Genomic DNA, 549 nt, shown 5'->3' on the forward strand with positions numbered 1-549 from the left:
GGCCACTCGTTTCTCCATTGGATTACGTCAGAGTTATGCCCGCAAAGGCCCGCAGACGGTACAGAAAGCTGGCCGTTATGCCCACGCCAGACAGATGAAACGCATGGGGCGTGAGGTGCGTAGACTCAAGACCTGGTTGGGCCGGGTGGTCAGAGAGTTATGGCGTAAACTCCCCGAGCAGGATGCCGATGCCCAGATGACATTGCACAAGGAACTGACCCTGGCGGAACGTTTGATGGAACAACAACGCACGGACAACAACAAGCTCTACAGCCTGCATGAGCCACACACGGCTTGTATTGCCAAGGGCAAAGCCCATAAAAAGTATGAATTTGGCAGTAAGGTTAGTGTGACAACGACCAATCGAGAGGGTTTTGTTCTGGGGATGCTCTCTTTTCCAGGCAATCCTTATGATGGGCGCACACTTATTCAGGCTTTGGCCCAATCAACGCGCGTATCAGGAGTACGCCCCAAGCGCTGTTATGTGGACCGAGGATACAGAGGCCATAAGGTCACCAAGAGTACGGTTTTCATCTCCAGGCAGAAACG

1 protein-coding gene is annotated in these 549 nt (G+C 53.2%); it reads left to right on the forward strand.

Going from position 1 to position 549, the window contains the following annotated elements; all coding sequences use genetic code 11:
* A partial coding sequence (locus tag V5T57_RS20610; RefSeq protein ID WP_332893155.1) for a transposase occupies positions 1 to 549 on the forward strand: 549 nt, incomplete at both ends.

It is taken from the genome of Magnetococcus sp. PR-3, assembly GCF_036689865.1.
Classification (GTDB): domain Bacteria; phylum Pseudomonadota; class Magnetococcia; order Magnetococcales; family Magnetococcaceae; genus Magnetococcus.